The organism is Aeromonas sp. S8(2024) (assembly GCF_041403085.1).
GTDB classification, from domain to species: domain Bacteria; phylum Pseudomonadota; class Gammaproteobacteria; order Enterobacterales; family Aeromonadaceae; genus Aeromonas; species Aeromonas dhakensis.
The window spans coordinates 48,209-63,912 of the sequence record NZ_JBGLRF010000014.1; the positions used below are offsets into that span (position 1 = coordinate 48,209).

Annotated in this window: 15 protein-coding genes; 6 read left to right on the forward strand and 9 right to left on the reverse strand. The window is 61.2% G+C overall.

From position 1 onward, the window contains the following. Positions 1–15: 15 nt before the first annotated feature. The 3 genes from ACB031_RS21685 to ACB031_RS21695 form a co-directional block, all read right to left on the reverse strand. A complete protein-coding gene (locus ACB031_RS21685) occupies positions 16–366 on the reverse strand; it encodes a hypothetical protein (protein WP_005306105.1) in 351 nt (116 codons plus the stop codon). Between the two features lie 220 nt (positions 367–586). Continuing rightward, on the reverse strand, positions 587–913 hold the full coding sequence (locus ACB031_RS21690; RefSeq protein WP_206221155.1) for a hypothetical protein: 327 nt from the start codon (positions 911–913) through the stop codon (positions 587–589). A gap of 70 nt (positions 914–983) precedes the next feature. Next, on the reverse strand, positions 984–1,157 hold the full coding sequence (locus tag ACB031_RS21695) for a hypothetical protein (RefSeq protein ID WP_005306098.1): 174 nt from the start codon (positions 1,155–1,157) through the stop codon (positions 984–986). Between the two features lie 179 nt (positions 1,158–1,336). On the opposite strand from ACB031_RS21695, the gene ACB031_RS21700 reads away from it, so the two are divergent. The 3 genes from ACB031_RS21700 (at position 1,337) to ACB031_RS21710 (ending at position 5,045) form a co-directional block, all read left to right on the forward strand. Further along, positions 1,337–2,059 (forward strand): response regulator, encoded by a 723-nt coding sequence (locus ACB031_RS21700; RefSeq protein WP_005306095.1) that lies wholly within the window; start codon positions 1,337–1,339, stop codon positions 2,057–2,059. Between the two features lie 10 nt (positions 2,060–2,069). Next, complete coding sequence (locus ACB031_RS21705) at positions 2,070–3,455, forward strand: ATP-binding protein (RefSeq protein WP_244365455.1); 1,386 nt, start codon at positions 2,070–2,072, stop codon at positions 3,453–3,455. A gap of 102 nt (positions 3,456–3,557) precedes the next feature. Beyond that, positions 3,558–5,045, forward strand: a complete 1,488-nt coding sequence (locus ACB031_RS21710) for a diguanylate cyclase domain-containing protein (RefSeq protein ID WP_244365456.1) — start codon at positions 3,558–3,560, stop codon at positions 5,043–5,045. A 34-nt stretch (positions 5,046–5,079) separates the two neighbouring features. Here the strand turns inward: ACB031_RS21710 and ACB031_RS21715 are convergent, their stop codons facing one another. The 4 genes from ACB031_RS21715 to ACB031_RS21730 all read right to left on the reverse strand — a co-directional run bounded on the left by ACB031_RS21715 (position 5,080) and on the right by ACB031_RS21730 (position 9,353). Beyond that, positions 5,080–7,026, reverse strand: a complete 1,947-nt coding sequence (locus ACB031_RS21715; protein ID WP_017782169.1) for a ligand-gated channel protein — start codon at positions 7,024–7,026, stop codon at positions 5,080–5,082. 370 nt (positions 7,027–7,396) lie between these two features. Beyond that, positions 7,397–7,606, reverse strand: a complete 210-nt coding sequence (locus ACB031_RS21720; RefSeq protein WP_005306081.1) for a cold-shock protein — start codon at positions 7,604–7,606, stop codon at positions 7,397–7,399. A 488-nt stretch (positions 7,607–8,094) separates the two neighbouring features. Next, positions 8,095–8,379, reverse strand: coding sequence for a DUF3811 domain-containing protein (locus ACB031_RS21725; protein WP_017785534.1), 285 nt, complete (start codon positions 8,377–8,379; stop codon positions 8,095–8,097). A gap of 95 nt (positions 8,380–8,474) precedes the next feature. Continuing rightward, positions 8,475–9,353 (reverse strand): cation diffusion facilitator family transporter, encoded by an 879-nt coding sequence (locus tag ACB031_RS21730; RefSeq protein ID WP_371140225.1) that lies wholly within the window; start codon positions 9,351–9,353, stop codon positions 8,475–8,477. A gap of 451 nt (positions 9,354–9,804) precedes the next feature. On the opposite strand from ACB031_RS21730, the gene ACB031_RS21735 reads away from it, so the two are divergent. Continuing rightward, positions 9,805–9,927 carry a hypothetical protein gene (locus ACB031_RS21735; protein WP_005306071.1) on the forward strand — a complete coding sequence of 41 codons (123 nt, stop codon included), beginning with the start codon at positions 9,805–9,807 and terminating at the stop codon, positions 9,925–9,927. An 83-nt stretch (positions 9,928–10,010) separates the two neighbouring features. Here the strand turns inward: ACB031_RS21735 and ACB031_RS21740 are convergent, their stop codons facing one another. Next, positions 10,011–10,769, reverse strand: coding sequence for an ABC transporter substrate-binding protein (locus ACB031_RS21740; RefSeq protein ID WP_017782171.1), 759 nt, complete (start codon positions 10,767–10,769; stop codon positions 10,011–10,013). 169 nt (positions 10,770–10,938) lie between these two features. After that, positions 10,939–11,514: a single-stranded DNA-binding protein gene (locus ACB031_RS21745; protein WP_005306061.1), complete on the reverse strand. Its 576-nt coding sequence runs from the start codon at positions 11,512–11,514 to the stop codon at positions 10,939–10,941. Positions 11,515–12,030: 516 nt separating this feature from the next. Here ACB031_RS21745 and ACB031_RS21750 point away from each other — a divergent pair. Both ACB031_RS21750 and uvrA read left to right on the forward strand, forming a co-directional pair. After that, complete coding sequence (locus tag ACB031_RS21750; protein WP_010635910.1) at positions 12,031–12,690, forward strand: LuxR C-terminal-related transcriptional regulator; 660 nt, start codon at positions 12,031–12,033, stop codon at positions 12,688–12,690. 95 nt (positions 12,691–12,785) lie between these two features. After that, positions 12,786–15,614 carry an excinuclease ABC subunit UvrA gene (uvrA, locus tag ACB031_RS21755; protein WP_123245675.1) on the forward strand — a complete coding sequence of 943 codons (2,829 nt, stop codon included), beginning with the start codon at positions 12,786–12,788 and terminating at the stop codon, positions 15,612–15,614. Positions 15,615–15,704 lie beyond the last annotated feature (90 nt).

Consider the following 15,704-nt stretch of genomic DNA (forward strand, 5'->3'; position numbering starts at 1 on the left):
TTTGCTGCTTTCGAATTACTGGTGCGCTTCGGCGAACTGCTTCATCGCTTCGGCGTGCTTGGTCATGCCGTCGGCACGCAGATTCAGGTTTTTCACGAACTCGGCCTTCTTGGCCGGATCTTCGATCTTGTCGTAACGCTGCTGCAGGTTCGCCTGGATTTGCTCCGGGGTCATGTTCTGCATGCGGGCCATCTTGTCGTGGCGGCCGCCATGGTGCTTGCCGCCCATCATGCCGCTGCCGTCCATCGGGCAGTCGGTCATCATGCCGGGCTGGGCCGTGCTGACGGCTTCGCTGGCGGCATAGGCGCCAAGCGGCAGGCCAAGGATCAGGGTGGCGGTCAGCAGAGTCTTGGTCAGTTTTTTCATGGTCTATCTCCTTGCGGATTGAGTTCGGGGTCGGCTTGCTCGCCTTGACCCTGATTACACACCAGACAGGTGTCTGAACTTTGCCAGTTGAAGCCTATTTTGTAGCAGAGTGTGACACCATGACCCTGTACTGGGCATTGACCGGGCCCATGCTGGGCGGGAAATAAAAATACCCCGTCAGCGTTGGTCGCTGGCGGGGTATTTTTCCGGATGGGCGGGCTTAGCGCTGGCGACCGCTGCCGACGCTGTAGGGCATCCGATAGCTGCTGCTCTCGCCATCCAGGCTGAGGGTCAGGTCACCCTGGGCCCGCATTGGCAGGCGCACCTGCTGCATGCCGTTCAGCCGGGCAGGGACCCGCTTGATCAGATCGCCGGCGGCATTGTGGACCTCCAGGGTCGGATGGGCATCGCTGCTGCTGGCGGTGTCGTGCCAGTTGACGAACAGCAGGCCGGGGGCAACGCTGACGTCGGCCGGCAGGGCGGCCTGGGCCAGTCCGGTGTGGGCCAGTCCGGCCAGCATGAACAGGGCCATGGTCTTGTTGATCATGAGTCGATTCTCCTTGATGAGATGCCGCAGGGGCGGCGGGAAGGTCAGGGTGCGCACCGGAGGGGGCGCATCATGACGAAGGGGGCTCGGTCGCCTGGTCGGCGGGCACGCCGGTATCGTCTGCTGCCGCGTCGACGGCGCCGGCTTGCACCGGGTCGGTCTGGCCGGATGTGCGCCTTGCCTGTCTGGCAAGGGCTTCGCTGGCGGCAAAGGCCAGCAGCAAGGGGGTGGTGAGGGCCAGCATGGCCTGTCTGCTCCTGCAACCGATGGGGTGGTCACAGTAAACAGCCGGTCTGTGTCTCAACTTTGCCGAGCGGCCGCTTTTTTGTAGCAGAGTGTGGCATCTTGCTGATCTGGCACACTTTGACACAAACCGCCCGGCGGATTTTCGTATACTCGTGCCAGCTCTAACAGGAGGTCCCCATGAATCAAAACAGCACCCACATTCTGGTGGTCGACGATCACAGCGAGATCCGCGATCTGCTGAAGCGTTTTCTGGAACAGCACGGCCTGCGGGTCAGCTGTGCCCGCGATGGCAAGGAGATGAAGCGGTTGCTGGAGGAGCGGGAGTTCGATCTGCTGGTGCTGGATCTGATGATGCCGGGGGAGGATGGCCTGACCCTGTGTCGCGAGCTGCGGGCCAAGTCCAGCCTGCCCATCATCATGCTCACTGCCATGGGGGAGGAGACTGACCGCATCATAGGGCTGGAGATGGGGGCCGACGACTACCTCGCCAAGCCGTTCAATCCGCGCGAGCTGCTGGCCCGCATCAAGGCGGTGATGCGCCGCACCCAGGTCGAGCCGCAGCCGGTGGCCGAGGCCTTGACCCGGGATCTGCGCTTCGATCGCTGGCTGCTCGACATCAACCGGCGCGAGCTGGTGGATGAGGAAGGGGTGGGCCTGAGCCTCTCCACCGCCGAATTCGACCTGCTGCGGGTCTTTCTGGAGCGCCCGCAGCGGGTGCTGAGCCGGGATCAGCTGCTGGATCTGGCCCGCGGCCGCGAGGCGGTGGCGTTCGATCGTGCCATCGACACCCTGGTGAGCCGGCTGCGGCGCAAGCTGGAGCGGGATCCCAAGAATCCCGAGCTTATCAAGACCATCTGGGGCGGCGGTTACCTGTTCGCCGCCGATGTGACCCAGGTATAAGGCGGTGGGGATGTTAAGACGCGGCTGGTCGAAGCTGTGGCCCAAGGGGCTGACCGGCCAGATCATCCTGGTAGCGCTGGCCGGGCTGGTGCTGATCCAGCTGCTCAGCATCCAGATCTATCGTACCGATCGGGAGGAGGCGCTCGGCTACGTCAACAGCCGCAACGCCATGCAGCGCATCGTCTCGGTGGTGCGGCTGCTGGCCCTCTCGCCCCCCTCTCTCTATGACGAGATCCTCAAGGCGAGCCGCAGCGAGACCCTGCTGCTGCGCATCGCCGACGAGCCGCTGCAGCCGGACAACCGCAGTCCCCGCTTCGAGCAGCTGGTGCGCTCCCGGCTGGGTTACCCCTCGACCCTGATGGTGGAGATCAGCGCCGAGCTCAAGCAGGATGCCCAGCGCAGCCGGGCCTGGCAGCACCACAACCGGATGATGAAGGACCGCAAGGGGGTGCCTCCACCGCAGGACATGCGGCTGTACGGCTCCATCCAGCTGCCGCGCGGCGGCTGGCTGCAGTTCAGCTCGCTGGTGGACAAGGAGTCGGCCAGCTGGTCCTGGCAGACCACCTTCAACCTGATGCTGGTGGCGAGCCTGGTGATCGGCATGATGATCTGGCTGTTCCGTCGTGCCACCCGGCCGCTCAAGCAGCTGGCCGCCAACGCGGACCGGCTCGGCCGCGGCGAGGACATAGAGCCGCTGCGGGAGGAGGGGCCGACCGAGGTACGCGAATCCATCCAGGCCTTCAACCGCATGCACACCCGGCTCGATCGCTTCGTGCAGGACCGTACCCGTATGCTGGCGGCCATCTCCCACGATCTGCGTACCCCCATCACCAGCCTGCGGCTGCGCACCGAATTTCTGGACGAGGGGGAGGACAAGGAGCGGATCCAGCAGACCCTGCAACAGATGGAACAGATGCTGGCGGCCACCCTCAGCTTCGCCAGGGAGGAGGGGCAGCAGGAGGCGACCCGCGAGCTGGATCTGGTCAGCCTGCTGGAGAGCCTGTGCGACGACTATGCCGACACCGGTCAGCCGGTTACCTGCCTGGCCGAGGGCAAGCAGGTCTACGCCTGCCGCGCCAACACCCTGCGCCGGGTGCTGCAAAACCTCATCGGCAACGCCATCAAGTACGCCGGCAGCGCCGAAGTGTCGCTGGAACGCACCGACAGCGAGCTGGTGATCCGGGTCTGCGATCAGGGGCCCGGTATCGATCCGGCCCGGCTGGAAGATGTGTTCAAGCCGTTCGTGCGCCTCGACGAGGCCCGCAACACCGAATCCGGCAGCGTGGGGCTGGGGCTCTCCATCGCCCGCACCCTGGTGCACCAGCACGGGGGCGAACTGACCCTGCACAACCGGGAGCTGGGCGGGCTGGAGGCTCGCATCAGCCTGCCGCTGTGAGGGGCGAGCGAGTCGATGGAAAGGGCGCCTGCGGGCGCCCTTCTCGTTTTGGGTCTTGCACTGGTCCGGCCGGCATCACGCTCGTTTCATACTCGCTCATGCTTGTTCTCCTATGCTGAAGATGGTGATAATCGATGGCCGCGCAGACGGCCAAACAGCAGGGTCGGTACAGGGATGGCAGGTGAGTCGGGAGTCAGGTGGCGAGTTGGATACGGGTGGTGGCTGCTGCTCTGTGCGCTGGTATTGCCGGCATGGGCGAACATAGCGCCCAAACCGCTCATCGTGGCCAACTCCAAGGCCTGGCAGCCCTTCTCCTATCTCAATGAAGCGGGTCAGCCCGATGGCCTGCTGATCGATCTGTGGCGCGAGTATGGCCGCGTCACCGGTCGCCCCATCCAGTTCAAGCTGGTGGACTGGCAGAGCTCGCTGGATCTGGTCCGCAACGGCCAGGCCGATGTCCATGGCGGCTTGCTCTGGTCGCCGGAGCGCAATATGGTCTACGACTATGGCCAGGCTCTCTCCCACCTCGACGCCCAGCTCTTCTTCGCCAACTCCCTGCGCGGTTCGGACGTGAATTACTACCTGCTGCACGAGAGCGTGGGGGTGGTGGCGGGAGGATTCGAAGAGTACTACGCCCGCAAGAACTTCCCGCGCACCCGGCTGCGCACCTTCGATGACAACGACGCCATGCTGCGGGCTGCCTTGAACGGCGAACTGGAAGCCTTCATCGCCGACCTGCAGGTGGCCAACTTCTACATCTACACCGCGGCGGATCCTACCCGCTTCATCCCGGTGCGCCACCTCTACAGCGATGACGTCCGCTTTGCCGTCGCCAAGGGCAATCAGGCGCTGCTGCAGGAGCTGGAGCAGGGTTTCACCCGCATCGGCGAGGCGGATCGGGAGCGGATCATCCGCAAGTGGATGCATATCGAGACCGTCTACCCGGCACATCTCTGGCCCTGGCTGCTGGCCGTCGGCGGTCTGGTGCTGATGGCCTACATCATCCAGCTGCGGCGGGCGGTGGCGAGCCGTACCGCCGAGCTTATCCAGGCCAACGCCAGGCTGGAGCGTCTCGCCAGCACCGACTCCATGACCGGCATCCTCAATCGGCGCGCCTTCTTGCCGCTGCTGGAGCAACGACTGAGCAGCAGCGAGCCGTGTGCCCTGCTGCTGTTCGATCTCGATCGCTTCAAGGGGATCAACGATCACTTCGGGCACGGGGTCGGCGACGAGGTACTGTCGGCCATGGTGGAGCGCGTGCAGCGGGTGTTGCCCGCCAGCGCCCTGTTCGCCCGCATCGGCGGCGAGGAGTTCTGCATCAGTCTGCTGGTGGCCGACATGGCGACGCTGCAGCAGTGGGCCGAGCGGATCGGGCGGGAGGTCAATGGCCGCAAGCTGTCGACCAGCGCCGGGGAGCTTGGCATCTCCATCAGCACCGGGGCGGTGTGGGTGTCGGCCGAGGTGAGAGCTGAGGGCCGACGAGTGCTGCTGCAGGCGGATCAGCTGATGTATGGCGCCAAGTCGCTGGGGCGCAACACCTGGCAGGCGGCAAGCTATGTGAAAGAGATGGCAGACGAGGCGGGGCAATAAAAAACCGCCGCCCAGGGTGGGCGGCGGCGGGTCATCAGAAGTTGTAGGTCATGCCCAGGGTGTAGCGGCGACCATCCAGCACTGTGCCGAAGCTGCTGTAGTCCACCGTCTTGTCGAACAGGTTGTAGACGCCTGCGGTGACGTTCAGATGTTCGTTGGCCTTGTAGACCAGACCCGTGTCGAAGAAGGTGTAGGAAGGGGTGCCGTCGGCCATTCTGACCCGGCTCAGGTAGTCCGAGGTCTTGCTGCGGAAGTTGACCCGTGACCAGAGGCTGACGTCATCGGTACTCTTCCAGTCGACCGTGGTGTTGAACATGTGGCGCGGCATCTGGTTAAGCGCCTTGCCCTCGTTCGGACCGCTCTTCTGCTCGGACTGGGTGAAGGTGTAGCTGGAGGCCAGCGACCACTTTTCGTTGATGGCCCAGTTGGCCGTGCCTTCCACCCCGCGCATGTTCGCCTTGTCGACGTTGATGCGGTCGCTGATGAAGTCATAGGTGTGACCGTTCAGGGTGCAGGAGGGGTCATCCTTGCTGGTGCAGCGGCGGATCTCGGAGATCTTGTCCTCGAAGTCGGTATTGAACAGAGTCAGCCCTGTGCTCAGCCCCTCCTGACCATCCCACAGCAGGGCGATCTCCTGGCTCACGCTGGTTTCCGGTTTGAGCTGCGGGTTGCCAACCAGCATGCCGTCCTGGGTGCCGCCGCCGGTGGCCTGGCCCCAGTTGGCGGCCGACATGCGCAGATCCGGTGAGCGGTAGCCGGTGGAGACGCCGCCCTTCAGGGTCCAGAATTCGGCCGGGTGCCAGACGCCGTACAGACGCGGGCTCCAGTGGGTGCCGTAGTTCTGGTCACGGTCCATCCGCACGCCGCCGGTGAGGGCGAAGCTGTCGGTCAGCGACCACTCGTCTTCCACGAACAGGGCCCAGCTCCAGCGGGTCAGCTGATTGGCACGGTTGGCCACGTTGAGCTGGTTGCCCTCATCCTGCAGATCCTCGTGACGGTATTGACCGCCCACGCTCAGGTAGTGAGCCCCCAGTTCGAACTGGGTATGGGTGTCGGCGATGGTGTTGATGAGCTTCATCTGACGGCCGGGGTTGGTGTTTTCTTCCCGCTGCAGGTAGCTGGTGGAAGAGCCGAAGTCATAACGGCCGTCGTGGGTGATGGCGTAGTTGGTGCGCCCGTAGGTGTTCAGGCTGGGCTTGGCCTTGGCTGCCAGCGAGTCGCCCGGTGTACGGTTGCGATCCTGCAGACCGCGGCTGGCCTCGAAGTCAAAGCGGTTGTGCTCGTCCGGTGTCAGGCTGAACACCACAGTGCCGCTGCGCATTTCCTGTTCGGCGAACCCGTTCTGGAACTGATCCTCGCCGCGGTGGGAGAGCAGACCGTTCACTCGCACCCCCAGCAGGCCATCCACCAGGGCGCCAGCGGTGTAGGCGTTGCTCTGGAAGATGTTGCCGGAGTCCTTGTTCTCCTGGAAGGTGGAGTCGGCCTGCACCGAACCTTGCCAGGCCGTCATGCTGGCGGTCTTGCGGGTGATGATGTTGATGACGCCGCCCATGGCGTCAGAGCCGTAACGGGAGGACATGGGGCCGCGCACCACCTCGATCCGCTCGATGGCCTGCAGCGGCGGCAGCCAGCCCTGCTCGATGCCGGGGCCGTCGCTGTTGGGACGGGTGCCGCGGCTGTCGACCCGCTTGCCGTCGACCAGCATCAGTGTGTACTTGGAGCTCATGCCGCGAATGCTGATGTCACTGCTGCTGCCGCCGCCGGTGATCACCACCCCCGGCACGTCCTTCAGGGCGTCGGTCACGTCACGGTAGGCGCGTTTCTCCAGTTGCTCGCGCGTCACCACCGAGATGGAGGCGGCGGTGTTCTCGATCTTCTGCTGGAAGCCGGAGGCGGTCACCACCATGACCTCCTGTTCGGCGGCATGGGCGTTGGCGGCGAGGACGGCGAGAATGAGCGTGGTCAGCTTGTTGCGGTGCATTGTTATCATGTTGGCCTGAACTCTTTTTTAGTAAGAAGATGCATTCATCCTTTGGGTGAATCGATGGGGGGTCTCGCCGCATCCCGCGTGAAACCCGGACCAGGCAGGTTCAATCGAATAGTGATCCCGGCGGTCGGCAGGCATTGTAGTGATCACTGATGGCTGTGTAAATGATAATTAATCTCATTAATATTGTGCGGTTATCCTCTCGCCAGCAGAGGAGCGGAGGTATGCAAGGATGGGAGCAGGGCGGGGATGGCGGGCAGGGTGAATTCGAGGCAACAAAAAACCCGCCGAAGCGGGTTTTTTCAATTCTTGCAGTGGATCCGTTCAGCCGGCAGAAGCGGGGTGACGGTATCCCTGACTTGAATTACAGGGCAACTACGTTGGCAGCAGCCGGGCCTTTCTGGCCTTGCTCGATGGTGAACTCAACGCGCTGACCTTCTTCCAGGGTTTTGAAACCGTTGGACTGGATAGCGGAGAAGTGTACGAACACGTCTTTGCTGCCGTCAACCGGGGAGATGAAGCCAAAACCTTTTTCGGAGTTGAAGAATTTTACGGTACCAGTCACTTTGGACATAATAATTACTCTCAAATTTAGTGTTTGAAATGCCATCAGATGGCAAGTTTTGATTTTTCGTCAGCAATACGTAGGGGAAGCACTAAAGAAGGAGAATTATTCGTCAAGCATCATCGAAATAACACTTGCACTAATCACTGCTTTACTAAAATGACTGCCTAACATAAACAGGACTGAACTGCCGAACTATCGCTGTCGATTAGAACACGCACGCTTTGTTAAAGCAAACTTTATCTCTCAGTTGGTACTCTGTGCCGGATGACTGGATTTTCAGGACGATTTTACCTTTTATATCAATAGCATGAATATCCATTTCAGGTGCTTTTCGGGTTGTGGTGAATCCCTTTGTGCGAAGAAAAAACGAGATAAAGGGTCATGCGAGTCGACAGATAATGTCACGTCAAGGGTCAGAACCTTCCCCTTCCATCATGAAAAAGCCAGCCCGTCGACAGGGTGTGGGCTGGCTACATTTGGTTGAAACGGCATGATCAAGGTTTTTTGCGAAAGCGATTGCTGACGGAGTCAACCCAGCTGAATGTCTCGGGCAGTACCTGATTGGCGGCCCGTTCCTTGGCCTTGTCCCTTGCAAGCTGTGCCGCCGCTTTCGCAGCTGCTGCCCGGTCTGCGACCACCTTGAGCCGGCCTTCCTCGCGTATGCGATTGCGCTCGGCATTGGTCAATGGGTGGTCCGCGTTGGCCTGTGCTTTTTGCAGCAACAGGGTGATCCCGGCCTTTTCGGCGTCGGTGAGATCCTTCATTTCCAGCTTTTTCACGGCGTGTACCTGATGACGGGGAGGGAACACCCTACCACGTCACCTGGCTGTTTATTGTGCTGTCGATGGCATTCCCGATGATTTCCCCGGTTGGACTAGGCGTGACCGGTTGGTTCGACATGGATCAGCACGATGGCGTGGGGCAGATGGCGCTGGATCCCCTGCTCTATGCGGTCACAGATGGCGTGGGAGTGCTCGATGCTCATCTCCTTGGGCAGTGTCAGGTGGAAGTCGATATGGCGGCGACGCCCCGCCTGACGGCTGCGCAGGTCGTGGAAGCCGCCGTGCTCCGGGCAACACTCCTCGATCACTTGGGTGGTGATGGCCAGCTCTTCCTCGCTCATGCTGTGATCCAGCAGGGGCTGGAAGGCCTGGTTGAGCATGGCGATGGCTTCTCTGAGGATGAAGAGCGCGACCCCGATGGCGACGAGGGGATCCAGCAGATAGAGGTTGTAGCCCAGCGCAGAGGCGATACAGATGCCGAGCAGACCGGCAGCCACCCCGAGCGAGGTCAGCACATCCGCCTTCAGATGCAGGGCATCGGCGGCCAGCGCCACCGACTCTTCCTCCTTGGCGACCCGGTAGAGATAGGCGGAGACGCCGCTGTTGACCAGCGCCGACAACAGCATGACCAGCACGCCGAGTCCGACGCCTTCGATGGGAGTGGGGGTGATCAGCTTGCCGACGGCCTCGAAGATGATCCAGCCGGCGGCCAGCAGGATCAGCAGCGCTTCGATCACGCCGGAGACATTCTCTATCTTGTCGTGGCCATAGGGGTGGCGCGGGTCGGGTGGAATATCCGACTTGCGCACGGCCACCAGCGCGATCAGGGCGGCCACCAGATCCATGGCCGAGTGGATGGCTTCGGAGATGATGCTGACGGAACCGCTCAGTATGCCGGCAATTATCTTCATGACAATCAGGCTGATATTGGAGCAAACCGAGACCAAGGCGGCTCTGGTTTTTCTGGTCATGGGATATCCCTATTCTCGATGAAATAGTTTGAAAATAAGGCCTGATAATATCAGCTTGCGTTAATAATGACTTCTTGAGGTTGTAACTTTTTGTTTCCGGCGATAGTGAGAATGCTTATCCAAATTAACACTGCTCGTTTAAATAATAGTTATTTTGGTTTTTGGTGATTTATTTCAGGTGGTCACCAAATAATATTGATAATCGCTACTTTATAAGGCTTCCGGTGTTTTTACGGCCGTTCCTTCCCCGCCCAGGAGTGCCTGACGGGGGTCATCGGCCCCGGTTTGGCGCGGCGTGACGGATGAGGGTGGATTCTTGCGCAAGATTGGGGGTATGCTGGATTGAGTGCGATCTTGGGATCGTCACTGAAAGCGTACTGTAGTCTACGATTCGGATGGCATGCTGGAACCTGGGTTCCAACTGTCTGGGTAACATTTTTGGAGTTTGATGATGAGTAACAAAGAACATCACAACGGCAAAGATGCCAAGAAAAAACCGCAGATGTCACTGAAAGAGAAGCGCGAAGCCAAACGTCAGAAAGCAGAACTGAAAAACGGCAGCGCGATGAAGTAACGCTCCCCATGCTGTAGTTCCTTTGGAGCCAGTAACAAAAAGCCAGCCTGTTTCGGGCTGGCTTTTATGTTTTTGGCGTGGGCTCAGGGGGTGGCGCCGTAGCTGGCAAATATCCGTTCGTAGCGGCCATCGGCCCGCATCTTGCCGAGCTGGCGATCGAACCAGCGTTGCTGCGCGGCCTGGCGAAAGGCGAAATGGTAGTGGGTGGGAGCGAACAGATCATATTGTCTGACCCGGCTGGGGGCATAGAGCTCGGCGCCATACTTGCTGGTGGCCAGTTGCGCCAGATAGTAATAGAACACCCGTTGCTCCAGGATCACCGCATCCACCCGCCCCAGCATCAGTCTGTGCACCTGTCCCTGCTGCTTGGCGACCTCCTCGTAACGGGGATTCTGGTCGGCCATGCTGGCGAAGGCTCCCCCCAATACCTGGCGTGCCCGCTGAAAGGCGCTGACCCTCAGCTCTTTCATGTCGTCCAGCGTGGCGATGTGGGTCTTGCTCAGGGTGAACACCCGGTTGTGAAAGGCGATGACGGGTTGCGACAGGAAGACGTTGTCCAGCATCCCGGGTTTGACGTTGATGATGGCATCGAGCCTGCCGGACTCCAGCATGCGAAAGGTGCGCTCCAGCGGCAAATATTCGAAGCTGGGCTCGTAACCGCTGCCACGAAAGGCTTCCCGCAGCAGATCGAGCTCGATGCCGCGTCCCTCTTCCTCAATCACATAGGGGGGAATGGCGAAACTGACCCCCACCCGCAGTGGCTCGCCGGCCAGCAAGAGGGGAGAGTGAAACAGCACGGCAAGGCTTGCCGCGAGCAGCAGGATACGAGACAAAAACCCCATGCGTTCTCTCTGACAAACGAATTGCCCTGATGATAAACCCTGGGCGGGCGACAGGGGGAGCAGGGTCGGCGACTCTGGTCGGGGGAGCCGGCTTGCGTGCCGCGCCTGCGTCAATAACGGGTAAAAAAAGGCCCTGCGTGAACAGGGCCCTCTGAACTGTGAGCTTCCCTTAGAACGGGATGTCGTCGTCGAAATCCATCGGCGGCTCGTTGTATACCGGCGGAGCGGATTGCGGCTGCTGGGCCGGACGGCTATAACCACCTTGCTGTTGCTGCATGTTCTGCTGCGGAGCCGGGCGGGACTGGTTCATCGGCTGCTGGGACTGCATGCCCTGTTGCGGCTGACCCCAGTTGCCTTGGGACTGACCGCCCATGCCCTGACCGGCGCCTTGCGGACGGCCACCCAGCATCTGCATCACGCCGCTGAAACCATCGACCAGTACTTCGGTGGTATAACGCTCCTGGCCGCTCTGATCCTGCCACTTGCGGGTCTGCAGCTTGCCTTCCACATAGACCTGGGAACCCTTCTTCAGGTACTCGCCCGCCACTTCGGCCAGCTTGCCCATGAAGACGACGCGGTGCCACTCGGTACGCTCTTTCTGCTCACCGGTCTGCTTGTCGCGCCAGGTGTCGGAGGTGGCCAGGGTGATGTTGGTCACGGCACCGCCGCTCGGCATGTAGCGCACTTCCGGGTCTTGCCCCAGGTTACCGATCAGAATGACTTTGTTGATGCCTCGACTGGCCATAATATCTCTTCCACCCTTTGTATTCCGGCCAGGCCATATGCCCGGACCAATTCAACATTTCGTTTGTTTTCTGCGAGATACGCAAGAACGCCGCAGGCGCTTGCGACTCATGTGATGACTGAACCCGGGTTGGCTCGCCTGTCGACTGCCATGCCGTTTCCAGATTTTGCCCGCAATAGTAACAGTTTTTGGGGAGAAAGACGTCTTCTTCGTCGCCAGCTTCTCCGGACCGAGGGGTTAACTTACACGAGGCGGGCCTTGGCCAGCAAGTGAGCCGCAGAGGGGGACGCCTAGCATCGAAACCCGGGCGCGAAAAGTGAATTCGATGACGCTACGACAGCCCCTGTCTGCCCGGATGCCAGCATTCCACCCAAATGGGGGGGGGCTGCTAGTTATTTGTATTGCTTGGAAAATTGGTGAGTTTCAAAGGAGGCGCATCGCCGTCTAATACTTTTTTAATGCTGCACCCCACGGGGGGCTTGGTACTCTCTGCTGCCGAAAAAAACCATGGCCGCAATGTTCAAGGACCAGCCTTTCATGAGCACCCCATATCCCATCGTACTGGTAACCGAAAACAATGTGCAGGCAACCAGCTTCCAGAGCTATCTGGCCGAGCAGCTGGCACTGCCCATTGTGCTGGTAAGCACCCTGGAGGAGCTGCCGCAACCGGACGAGCTCGAGCCTCGTCCGCTGTTTCTGGTCGATCTGGACTACCTCAAGTCGAGCCAGCAGGCAGGATGGCCGCGGGAGATCTCCAGCCGCTTCGGGGAGGCCAATACGGTGCTGCTCAATGCCCCGACCAGCACCGATCGGGAATTGCTGCTGATGTGGCCCCATACCAGCGGACTCTTCTTCTGCCAGGATCCGCTGGATCGGCTGGTGCTCGGCATTCGCAAGGTGCTGGAGGGGGAGTACTGGATCCCGCGCCACCTGCTGTGCGATCTGGTCAACTACTACCGCAAGGGTGGGGAACATCACCTGCGCAACCAGACGCTGCTGACCGTGCGCGAGCAGGAGATCATCCGCTATCTGATGACGGGCGCCTCCAATACCGAGATCGCCGACAGCCTGTTCGTGAGCGAGCACACCATCAAGTCCCACCTCTATAACGTCTTCAAGAAATTGAACGTGAAGAACCGCTTGCAGGCGGTGAGCTGGGCCAAGGAATATCTCTGAAATCGATGGGGATGATGGATAAAACCTGTCTATTCATCCAGTAGTCTCTATGCCATACTGACTCGCTCAGGTTTCCGTATCGAGCGTGCAACAAGATGGAAAAGATCGTGGTCCGGGGTGCTCGCACCCACAACCTCAAGAACATCAATCTGACCCTGCCCCGCGACAAGCTGATCGTGGTTACCGGCCTCTCCGGTTCGGGCAAATCCTCTCTGGCGTTCGATACCCTCTATGCCGAGGGGCAGCGCCGCTACGTGGAGTCGCTCTCCGCCTATGCCCGCCAGTTCCTCTCCCTGATGGAGAAGCCGGACGTCGACCATATCGAGGGGCTCTCGCCCGCCATCTCCATCGAGCAGAAGTCCACCTCCCACAACCCGCGTTCGACCGTCGGCACCATCACCGAAATCTACGACTACCTGCGCCTGCTGTTTGCCCGGGTCGGTGAGCCGCGCTGCCCGACCCATGCCATTCCGCTCGCCGCCCAGACCATCAGCCAGATGGTGGATCAGGTGCTGGCACAGCCGGAGGGGAGCAAGCTGATGCTGCTGGCCCCGGTGGTGCGTGACCGCAAGGGTGAGCACACCAAGCTGCTGGAGAACCTGGCGGCCCAGGGCTACATCCGTGCCCGCATCGATGGCGAGGTGTGCGACCTGTCTGACCCTCCCGCGCTGGAGCTGCACAAGAAGCACACCATCGAGGTGGTGGTGGATCGCTTCAAGGTGCGCGATGACCTGGCCCTGCGTCTGGCCGAGTCGTTCGAGACGGCGCTGACCCTCTCCGGCGGCATAGTACTGGTGGTGCCCATGGACGGCGAGGAGGGGGTCGCTCCCATGACCTTCTCCGCCAACTTCGCCTGCCCGGAGTGCGGCTACTCCATGTCGGAGCTGGAGCCGCGCATCTTCTCCTTCAACAACCCGGCCGGAGCCTGCCCCACCTGTGACGGCCTCGGGGTGCAGCAATATTTCGATCCCGCCAAGGTGATCGGCGATCCGGCCATCAGCCTGGCCAACGGCGCCATCCGTGGCTGGGACAAGCGCAGCTTCTACTACTTCCAGATGCTCAAATCCCTCTCCGAGCACTACAAGTTCGATCTGGATACGCCCTGGGAGGATCTGCCGGTCAAGACCCAGGAGGTGATCCTGCGCGGCTCCGGTCGTACCGAGATCGAGTTTCGCTACATGAACGATCGCGGCGATGTGGTGGTGCGCAAGCACTCGTTCGAGGGGATCCTGCACAACATGGAGCGCCGCTACCGGGAGACCGAATCCAACTCGGTGCGTGAAGAGCTGGCCAAATACATTGCCAACAAATCCTGCACCAGCTGCGGTGGCAGTCGGCTGCGGGAAGAGGCGCGCCATGTCTTCGTCGACAACCGCAACCTGCCGGCCATCGCCGAGCAGTCCATCGGCGATGCGCTGGCCTTCTTCGAAGGGTTGAATCTGACCGGCCAGCGCGCCCAGATTGCCGAGAAGATCTTGAAAGAGATCGTCGAGCGGCTCGGCTTCCTGGTGAACGTGGGTCTCAACTACCTGAGCCTGTCCCGCAGTGCCGAGACCCTCTCCGGTGGTGAGGCGCAGCGGATCCGGCTGGCCAGCCAGATCGGTGCCGGTCTGGTGGGGGTCATGTACGTGCTGGACGAGCCCTCCATCGGCCTGCACCAGCGGGACAACGAGCGGTTGCTCAAGACCCTGACCCACCTGCGGGATCTCGGCAACACAGTGATCGTGGTGGAGCACGACGAGGACGCCATTCGCCTCGCCGACCACGTGCTCGACATCGGCCCGGGGGCGGGGGTGCACGGCGGGGCCATCGTCGCCCAGGGGACGCCGGAAGAGATCATTGCGAACCCTGAATCCCTGACCGGTGACTACCTCTCCGGCCGCAAGCAGATCGCCATCCCGGCCGAGCGCACCCCGCTCACCGGCAAGTGGCTGAAATTGAAGGGGGCGAGCGGCAACAACCTGCGCAACGTCAACCTGGACCTGCCCATCGGGGTGATGACTTGCGTCACCGGCGTCTCCGGCTCCGGCAAGTCGACCCTGATCAATGACACCCTGTTCCGTATCGCTCACCGCGAGCTGAACAAGGCGACCGAGTCCACCCCGGCTCCCTATCGCAGCGTCGAGGGGCTGGAGCACCTGGACAAGGTGGTGGACATCGATCAGAGCCCCATCGGCCGTACTCCGCGTTCCAATCCGGCCACCTACACCGGTCTGTTCACTCCGATCCGCGAGTTGCTCTCCGGCACCCAGGAGGCGCGTTCCCGCGGCTACCAGCCGGGCCGCTTCTCCTTCAACGTGAAGGGGGGGCGTTGCGAGGCGTGCCAGGGGGACGGTGTCATCAAGGTGGAGATGCATTTCCTGCCGGACGTCTACGTACCGTGCGACGTCTGCAAGGGCAAGCGCTACAACCGCGAGACCCTGGAGGTGAAGTACAAGGGCAAGAACATCCACGAGATCCTCGAGATGACGGTGGAAGATGCCCGCGAGTTCTTCGATCCGGTACCGGCGGTGGCGCGCAAGCTGCAGACCCTGATGGACGTGGGCCTCTCCTATATCCGCCTCGGCCAGTCGGCCACCACGCTCTCTGGCGGCGAGGCGCAGCGGGTCAAGCTGGCGCGGGAGCTCTCCAAGCGGGATACCGGGCAGACCCTCTACATCCTGGACGAGCCGACTACAGGGCTGCACTTCCACGACATCCAACAGCTGCTCAAGGTACTGCACCAGCTGCGGGATCGCGGCAACACTATCGTCATCATCGAGCACAATCTGGACGTCATCAAAACCGCCGACTGGATCGTCGACCTAGGGCCTGAGGGGGGTGCCGGTGGCGGCCGCATCCTGGTAACGGGGACGCCGGAACAGATCAGTCGTTGCGAGGATTCTCATACGGCCCGCTTCCTGGCACCTCTGCTGGCCAGATAAAGCGTTCAATAATTGTGACAAGGGGCCCTGGGCCCCTTGTTTTTATTGTGGTAATTCAGTGACCTCTCGGCGGGCCTATCCTCCATACTT

What these genes read in the sequence shown, in the direction of transcription:
- ACB031_RS21685 (WP_005306105.1), bottom strand. Translation starts at nt 366, where the DNA reads ATGAAAAAACTGACCAAGACTCTGCTGACCGCCACCCTGATCCTTGGC.
- ACB031_RS21690 (WP_206221155.1), bottom strand. Translation starts at nt 913, where the DNA reads ATGATCAACAAGACCATGGCCCTGTTCATGCTGGCCGGACTGGCCCAC.
- ACB031_RS21695 (WP_005306098.1), bottom strand. Translation starts at nt 1,157, where the DNA reads ATGCTGGCCCTCACCACCCCCTTGCTGCTGGCCTTTGCCGCCAGCGAA.
- ACB031_RS21700 (WP_005306095.1), top strand. Translation starts at nt 1,337, where the DNA reads ATGAATCAAAACAGCACCCACATTCTGGTGGTCGACGATCACAGCGAG.
- ACB031_RS21705 (WP_244365455.1), top strand. Translation starts at nt 2,070, where the DNA reads ATGTTAAGACGCGGCTGGTCGAAGCTGTGGCCCAAGGGGCTGACCGGC.
- ACB031_RS21715 (WP_017782169.1), bottom strand. Translation starts at nt 7,026, where the DNA reads ATGCACCGCAACAAGCTGACCACGCTCATTCTCGCCGTCCTCGCCGCC.
- ACB031_RS21720 (WP_005306081.1), bottom strand. Translation starts at nt 7,606, where the DNA reads ATGTCCAAAGTGACTGGTACCGTAAAATTCTTCAACTCCGAAAAAGGT.
- ACB031_RS21730 (WP_371140225.1), bottom strand. Translation starts at nt 9,353, where the DNA reads ATGACCAGAAAAACCAGAGCCGCCTTGGTCTCGGTTTGCTCCAATATC.
- ACB031_RS21735 (WP_005306071.1), top strand. Translation starts at nt 9,805, where the DNA reads ATGAGTAACAAAGAACATCACAACGGCAAAGATGCCAAGAAAAAACCG.
- ACB031_RS21740 (WP_017782171.1), bottom strand. Translation starts at nt 10,769, where the DNA reads ATGGGGTTTTTGTCTCGTATCCTGCTGCTCGCGGCAAGCCTTGCCGTG.
- ACB031_RS21745 (WP_005306061.1), bottom strand. Translation starts at nt 11,514, where the DNA reads ATGGCCAGTCGAGGCATCAACAAAGTCATTCTGATCGGTAACCTGGGG.
- ACB031_RS21750 (WP_010635910.1), top strand. Translation starts at nt 12,031, where the DNA reads ATGTTCAAGGACCAGCCTTTCATGAGCACCCCATATCCCATCGTACTG.
- uvrA (WP_123245675.1), top strand. Translation starts at nt 12,786, where the DNA reads ATGGAAAAGATCGTGGTCCGGGGTGCTCGCACCCACAACCTCAAGAAC.